This is a genomic window from Dickeya sp. NCPPB 3274 (genome assembly GCF_000406205.1).
GTDB classification, from domain to species: Bacteria; Pseudomonadota; Gammaproteobacteria; order Enterobacterales; family Enterobacteriaceae; genus Dickeya; species Dickeya fangzhongdai.
Genome location: NZ_CM001979.1, coordinates 577,833 through 584,148 on the forward strand (window position 1 = coordinate 577,833; position 6,316 = coordinate 584,148).

The 6,316-nt window shown below is 48.1% G+C and carries 8 protein-coding genes and 1 tRNA gene; 1 reads left to right on the top strand and 8 read right to left on the bottom strand.

The features are described 5' to 3' along the window. Positions 1 to 233 precede the first annotated feature (233 nt). The 6 genes from DXX3274_RS03290 to DXX3274_RS03320 all read right to left on the bottom strand — a co-directional run bounded on the left by DXX3274_RS03290 (position 234) and on the right by DXX3274_RS03320 (position 4,347). On the bottom strand, positions 234 to 776 hold the full coding sequence (locus tag DXX3274_RS03290) for a hypothetical protein (protein ID WP_042858555.1): 543 nt from the start codon (positions 774 to 776) through the stop codon (positions 234 to 236). Further along, on the bottom strand, positions 766 to 1,101 hold the full coding sequence (locus tag DXX3274_RS03295; RefSeq protein WP_042858556.1) for a hypothetical protein: 336 nt from the start codon (positions 1,099 to 1,101) through the stop codon (positions 766 to 768). Before DXX3274_RS03295 ends, DXX3274_RS03290 begins: the two co-directional genes overlap by 11 nt. Before the next feature lie 668 nt (positions 1,102 to 1,769). After that, positions 1,770 to 2,075, bottom strand: a complete 306-nt coding sequence (gene ccdB, locus DXX3274_RS03300; protein WP_042858557.1) for a type II toxin-antitoxin system toxin CcdB — start codon at positions 2,073 to 2,075, stop codon at positions 1,770 to 1,772. A gap of 2 nt (positions 2,076 to 2,077) precedes the next feature. Next, positions 2,078 to 2,296, bottom strand: coding sequence for a type II toxin-antitoxin system antitoxin CcdA (gene ccdA, locus DXX3274_RS03305; protein ID WP_042858559.1), 219 nt, complete (start codon positions 2,294 to 2,296; stop codon positions 2,078 to 2,080). A 58-nt stretch (positions 2,297 to 2,354) separates the two neighbouring features. Beyond that, entirely contained in the window at positions 2,355 to 3,098 is a 744-nt protein-coding gene (gene mobC, locus DXX3274_RS03310) for a MobC family replication-relaxation protein (protein ID WP_042858560.1), read from the bottom strand. A gap of 907 nt (positions 3,099 to 4,005) precedes the next feature. Further along, complete coding sequence (locus DXX3274_RS03320) at positions 4,006 to 4,347, bottom strand: hypothetical protein (RefSeq protein WP_042858563.1); 342 nt, start codon at positions 4,345 to 4,347, stop codon at positions 4,006 to 4,008. 140 nt (positions 4,348 to 4,487) lie between these two features. Between DXX3274_RS03320 and DXX3274_RS23930 the strand changes: the two genes are divergently transcribed. Beyond that, positions 4,488 to 4,658 carry a hypothetical protein gene (locus DXX3274_RS23930; RefSeq protein WP_162847981.1) on the top strand — a complete coding sequence of 57 codons (171 nt, stop codon included), beginning with the start codon at positions 4,488 to 4,490 and terminating at the stop codon, positions 4,656 to 4,658. Positions 4,659 to 4,799: 141 nt separating this feature from the next. Here DXX3274_RS23930 and DXX3274_RS03325 read toward each other — a convergent pair whose 3' ends face one another. Together DXX3274_RS03325 and DXX3274_RS03330 are read right to left on the bottom strand one after the other, a co-directional pair. Then, positions 4,800 to 6,059, bottom strand: a complete 1,260-nt coding sequence (locus DXX3274_RS03325; RefSeq protein ID WP_042858564.1) for an integrase arm-type DNA-binding domain-containing protein — start codon at positions 6,057 to 6,059, stop codon at positions 4,800 to 4,802. Positions 6,060 to 6,220: 161 nt separating this feature from the next. After that, a tRNA-Phe gene (locus tag DXX3274_RS03330) sits at positions 6,221 to 6,296 on the bottom strand. Positions 6,297 to 6,316: the final 20 nt, after the last annotated feature.

Below are 6,316 nucleotides of genomic sequence, written 5' to 3' on the forward strand. Positions count from 1 at the left end.
CCTAAGATATCTAAAAAAGAGTTTTCCTGTTTGCCGGAATACCTACACCAGTTTCGGCGGATTACGTTAGTAGTCCTATAGGGTTAAATAAAACCTTTAATCATATTAAATGGTTTTTCCTATTATTCACTCATCATCATTTGAACCAATCTATCACATACTGCTATTCAAATTTTTTCATAATGTTAAATTTAAAGTTATAAAAGACAGATCCTAGATGAGGAGGGTGTTTTTCATTCAAGATTATTGAATTCTTTATTTACTTTATGTAACGCATGATATTTAGTTGATGATTCGTCCTGTATGAACACTTTATAAGGTTTTTGTGAATCGAATAATTCATTGATTCGTTTTGAATATGTTTTTCTAAAACGTTCCTGATCAAGTTTTTGATCTAAATATCGTTGGCAGGCAATATCATAGGCATTCAGAAGACCTTGTATCGCACTATCTAATAACTTTTGATATGCCTCGGTCGTCTGATTTTCTGCAAAGTTGTACTTTTCTTTAGCTTCAATCAATCTAATTGAACATTCATCTTGCATTTTCAAGGCTTCACTGATGCTATTGTGAATAAGTATCTCTGAATCACCTTGGCTGTTCTTGAAGGCTTGTTCAGCTGTATTTTTTGCTGATGCTGAAAGGTCATTGGCAGCCTGTGATATTTTCTCTGATGCTATGGATTTCAAGATTGAGATTCCTGAAACAATTAGAGCTAAAAAACTGATGATTGCTAACGCGATTGTCCCCCAGGCAGTCATGTTCTCAGCGTCCATTTTTTGGTGCTCCGTTCTTTGGTGCGGACTGCATTGCCATAGCTAGAAGCTCATCACTTTTGCTGTTGTCAATAGATAGGCTCTTATAGAAATCTTCTAAACCAGCATGCTCTTCAAGAGATATAACATCTCTCTTTTCATAACCACGCTTTTCGAGCTCGCGAATTAATTCATCAATTAAATCAGTTGCTTTCCTTTCTGATAGGTTTCCAGATTTAATGCGTGTATCAATGTCTTCCAAAATAATTTTGGCGTTTTTTTCAAACTCATCTTCAGATTTTGCGTTTATAAGTAAAGAAAGATAACGTGCAGCTAATTCAGACATTTCTATTTCCCTGATAGTTTATTGATTAGCATATCTTATTAAATTGTGTGAGAAATGTCATCAGATTGATAGTGATATCATAGCCACGGCAACAGGGCTTTCGCTAAATAGCTGCGCGGGATAGTGCTCCACTTTCGGCCAACTCTTGCAGTGTAAGGTGTTGGAGCTGCTTTCTCTGTCTGGCTGCGCTACATCGGGCCTTGGCTGTGTTGCCCTTACGCAACATGCTGCATATCAGTAAACGGTACGTGTAGAGGTATTAGGCGCAGCTATTTAGTTGTTGTGCGAAGCATGCAACTAAGCGAAATCTCGTTATGGTGAAGCGATGATTACCCGGTATTGTAGTTTGTTTGCTAAGGCGGAAATTAGAGTATGATTGGTTGTGACTCTAGACTTGTAACTGATCCAGCTGAATAACTGGCTTCAGTCTGGCCGTATTTTCTGGCAACCGATCTATTTCTCTGCATATTCGGACGAGCTCATTCCCCCTGCGTGGAATTGGGACGTTTCTGGTTATAGTGTAACCGATAGGCTCCGATTTTGCTCCGAGCATCCTTCGGTGTAAGTATCTCGGTAAACTAATCTATTCACCTTTAGGCATTTTCAGCTTATTCATACTGTTGGTGACGCTAGGGGTAAGTTTCGAACCTAACACTCCGAATCCCCCTTCATATCCCCCAAAACATAAGATTAATAGCATCCTTGATCTCATCCGCGCAGTCGCCAAGATCCGCAATCACTTCACCAATGACCTCAACGGGAACGCTCGATAGTTCAGTAGTCATCAGCCGATAATCTTCGCCGTCGATGCGGATCAGAGGGAACAGCGTTTTATTCACTTTCTCAGACAGGTGATGTGCTTCGATAAGTGGAATGACCATGCGCCGCTTGGGTGTCTCGACAATATCGCTTTGCACATCGACAAACATTTTGTAGTGACTGGCGCGTTTGTATTGATAAACAACGAATTGCATGATCACCAGTTCCTGTTTTCATCCGCAAAGGAGCCATTCTGTGCGATAAATCGGGCGACTTCCTCCATCCCTTCGAGGTTTTCTTTCTTCCACTCTTCAGCCTTTATGCGGCGGGCTTCTTTGCCAATGGCATCATTCACCAGCCCAGAGATATTGATTCCGGCAGCACTCAGAACCTGATAATTGTCTTTGTCTACGGTAACGCTGACGCGGTGTTTCATGATAATGCTCCTCTCTTGTGCACACTGTGAGTATATACTTCGCATGGTTGTTCAGCAATTAGCCAAGATTCAAATCCAGCCCCCTCAACTCCTCAAACGTATAAACCCGAAAAACATTGCGGTGCTTCGCTTCCAGCAGGATACGTTGATGATTCACGATGGCGTGTTTGACACTATTTAATAGCAGTTCGAGAGCCTGTTTTTTCTGTGGATTGGGCACGATGTAGAAGACGTACATCCAGTGCTTTTGAGTACGCGCCAGTAAATGGTTGGTGATAATCGACTGGTAGCGTGCTTTGGTTTTCAGGCGACGCTCGGTTTCAATTGCGATGAACGTTCCGTTCGGGAGTGTGATCACCCCATCTGGGCGATGTTTGACCTGATAGCGGCTGCGGTACGTTGAACAAGCGCCGCTAACCCACCCATAAGCGCCTTTCTTTTCTAGAATAAGCCGAGCGAGCTGGTTATCAAGGTGATGCTCCAGCGTCCAGCCGGTGATTTTTGCAGGCTCAAAGCGTGCAGGAAAACCGTCATCATCTGGCGTGACGACTGCGGCCAATCCGTCGTTGGTGATCCCCCACAGTGAGATTTTCTCCATCCTTGTACAAAACGTCTGCTTTTGAATGAATCCCATGTCGATGGCTTTTCCCAGCAGCAGGTAAAGCGGTTTGTGATTTTTATACTCAAAAAGCAGCATCAGCGTTTTAAAGTCGCTGTAGGTTTCTTCTTTCAGGAAATTGAGCAGTACCCGGATCTTCTCGTGTCTACGCGCTTGGCGTTCATGGTAATCAGAAATTAGCATTGATCTTCCTTTGTCTCTGGCTGCTTTTCTTTTTCGTCTTTATCGCCTCATGGAATCGACTCATATTTCCGTGAATGGCATGCGTCCATGCGATGCGCCGATAGCGTGAGGCGAATGGGGTGGTCGCTTCGCAACCATGTGCCGGAAAATACATTTCCCGGCACAGAACGGCGTGCGCCAGTTCATGCGGGCTGGACGCCCTTATTGCCTGTCGCATGAGGGTAATGTCGCGGCTGGACGCCACGCCAAAACCCCCAACGTCAACAGCGGCACACCGTCGCGCGCTACGCGCGACTACCCCCTTTGAGACGCCGTTTTTAGCCCACTTTTTCTTTTGCCCGTTCCGGTCAGCGAAAAAATGGGAAAACGCCTTCAAAGTGGGTAGTCGCGCCTCGCTACCGGCTTGTGGCCGGAGACTTAGCCACGACGGTGTGCGGGGCGGATGCCCCCCAAATAAACCGACGCGTGGGCGCGTCTTTTTTCTCTCTGGGGCGGCAAAATTTATTCGGCTCCCCCCGGCCTGCTCGGTTTCCCTTGGGGGAAACGCTCGCGGGTGGGTTCGGGCGACGCAAATTAGCAATTTCTGTGAAATTGAATTTACTCGCCTCACACCACGGTTGAATGCCCGCGAGGCGCAGGCATTCAACCGCCTAACCCCGTCGCGTCCTGCATCGTGGCTGAATGGTCTGTTGAGTGCGGTCAGCGTCGCGAAAATAAAACGTACTGGCATGTCTTCTCCCCGCTGAAATCAGCCAGTAGGGAAGGCTATCGGGAAAGGGCTGTGTTGCCTGCAAACAATTCAATATCGGATGGGGAGAATTATGGTGATTGGGCCACTAAAGCAAAAAAGCCCTGACCGTGAGTCATCCACGGCAGAGCTTTAATCAGGCAGGCTATATTCAGATGACTATCTGGCGGTGAGTGAGTGTGCGCGTTTGTGCATCGTGGTAAGGGCAGGAATGAGCAAACTGATTGCGGTTAGCCCGTGTCCCAACTGGCACAGGCTTTCTGGTGTCGATTCGCACACGTCATTATCGGCAAAGGTAATCAGCGCATCGCCAATGAAATTCAGGCAATGGCAAAGCCCGGCCTGCGTTTCGGCGCAATATTCTGTGACCTGCGAGAGTTCGTCATTGTCCATGTTTGAAAAATCCAGATGAGCCAGCGCGGCACTCATGGCGGAGTAACGGTTCTCATAATCCGGCAGTGATTGATAAGACGCGCCCGTGTTACTATCGGTGTCAGCCATAGCATTAGTCCTCATAATGTTGTGGTCAGAAGCCCGGTTAGTGTTCCTAGCACTGCCGGGCTTCGCTCTTTACTGTTGCAAAACACCATGTAATTGCGGTGTAATTACAACTATACCATGCTATGGAATTTGTAATTACAATGTCAAGTGAAAAAACAAAAACAGACCAGTATCAAATTCGACTGTCCCACGAGTTTCGTGCGCAATTAGAAGAACAAGCCCATAAGGATGGCGACAAGACATTGGCTACGTGGATCAAGCGTGTTCTGCGTAAGGAACTCCAGACGCGCGGTATTGAACCAAAAGGCTGAACGGTGATTTGAGTCAGCCGATGTAGCAAATACTAATGTGTAAGAAACGTTTGGCAGAATACCCTAATGATTTTACGACAACGCTCCTGACGGGTTTTCTATCACATAGAAAGCCCGTCAGGAGCCAACAAGCGCAGCGCGTTAGCCAGCCGAATGACCCCGCGCATAAATATATGGCGCGACATAGCCCTCTCGGTTGACGTCCAGATAATCCGACCACCATTGCATCATTTCGATTCTGGCTTCCAGATGCTCCGCTTTATGCACGTAGGCCGCCCGCACGCCGTTGCGCTCTTTGTGGCTCATCTGTCGCTCGATGGCATCCTTTGACCAGCGTCCAGACTCGTTCAGTGCGCTACAGGCCATGGTTCTGAAACCATGCCCACAGATTTCGGTTTTAGTGTCATAGCCAATCACGCGCAGCGCCTTGTTGATGGTGTTTTCACTCATCGGCTTGTTCAGGGTATGCGCGCCGGGAAAAACGAAGACCGATTCGCCGGAAAGCGCCTGAATCTGTTTCAGCAGGGCGACCGCCTGCCGTGACAGCGGCACCAGATGTTCATCCTTCATCTTTGCGCCACGCTCTGAGAACCGCACGCCGCTTATGGCTTCGCGCTGGGCGGGTACGCTCCAGATATGCGCCTTCAGGTTAAATTCATCCCAGCGGGCAAAACGGAGTTCGCTGGAGCGCAGAAACACGTGCAGATTCAGTTCCAGAGCCAGACGGGTGAGCATCCGGCCTTTGTAGTTTTCCATCTTCTCCAGCAGTTCAGGCAGGCGTTTCAGCGGCAGGGCGGGGTGATGTTGGGTCGCCACCGGGGTCACGACGCCATCTAAATCGTAAGCCGAATTGTATTTGATGACGCCCTGCTGGACGGCGTGACGCATGATTTTGGTCAGATGCTGGCGCACCCGTCCGGCGACGTCATGCACGCCTTTATCGTCAATTGCCTTAACCAACTGCGCCAGATGGCGGGTTTCAACCTGTGCGATATCCATCGAGCCAATCGCGGGGAAAACGTAGCGTTTCAGGCAGGTGAGGATTTTATCGGCGTGCGCGTCTGACCAGAGTTTAAGACTGCTGGTGTGCCATGCGGTTGCGACATACTGAAAGGTGCGGGATTCATCAACGGCGGGGTTGCTCGATTTACGAAGCTGAGAAGGGCTGATGCCGGACGCCAATAGCTTACGTGCCGCATCGCGTTTTTCACGGGCTTCCGCCAGCGTAGTTTGCGGGTAGGGGCCAAAAGCCAGACGGTTTTCTTTACCGCCGAAACGGTAGCGGAAATACCATAGCTTAGCGCCGCTGGTGGATACCGTCAGGTACAGGCCTTGCGAGTCATTGAGCTTGTAAGATTTTGCGAGAGGTTTCGCGGATCGGACTTTGCTGTCAGTTAACATGTGAGGGTCACTCCCGTTCATCGAACTGAATGACCCGCAATCTGACCCACAAATTCCCCGATACGAAGGGATAAATCAAAACGCATCGGAAAAGATTTTCACGCCAACTTATTGAATTACATACACATAGGAATTGATAAGGAGGCATAAAAAAGGAAAGGTGGTGCCCGGACTCGGAATCGAACCAAGGACACGGGGATTTTCAATCCCCTGCTCTACCGACTGAGCTATCCGGGCAACGGGGCGCATTAAACCGG

Bases quoted from the DNA above. Each gene is read 5' to 3' on its own strand.
- DXX3274_RS03320 (WP_042858563.1), bottom strand. From the start codon at position 4,347: ATGGCTGACACCGATAGTAACACGGGCGCGTCTTATCAATCACTGCCG.
- ccdB (WP_042858557.1), bottom strand. From the start codon at position 2,075: ATGCAATTCGTTGTTTATCAATACAAACGCGCCAGTCACTACAAAATG.
- DXX3274_RS03325 (WP_042858564.1), bottom strand. From the start codon at position 6,059: ATGTTAACTGACAGCAAAGTCCGATCCGCGAAACCTCTCGCAAAATCT.
- DXX3274_RS03295 (WP_042858556.1), bottom strand. From the start codon at position 1,101: ATGTCTGAATTAGCTGCACGTTATCTTTCTTTACTTATAAACGCAAAA.
- mobC (WP_042858560.1), bottom strand. From the start codon at position 3,098: ATGCTAATTTCTGATTACCATGAACGCCAAGCGCGTAGACACGAGAAG.
- DXX3274_RS03290 (WP_042858555.1), bottom strand. From the start codon at position 776: ATGGACGCTGAGAACATGACTGCCTGGGGGACAATCGCGTTAGCAATC.
- DXX3274_RS23930 (WP_162847981.1), top strand. From the start codon at position 4,488: ATGTCAAGTGAAAAAACAAAAACAGACCAGTATCAAATTCGACTGTCC.
- ccdA (WP_042858559.1), bottom strand. From the start codon at position 2,296: ATGAAACACCGCGTCAGCGTTACCGTAGACAAAGACAATTATCAGGTT.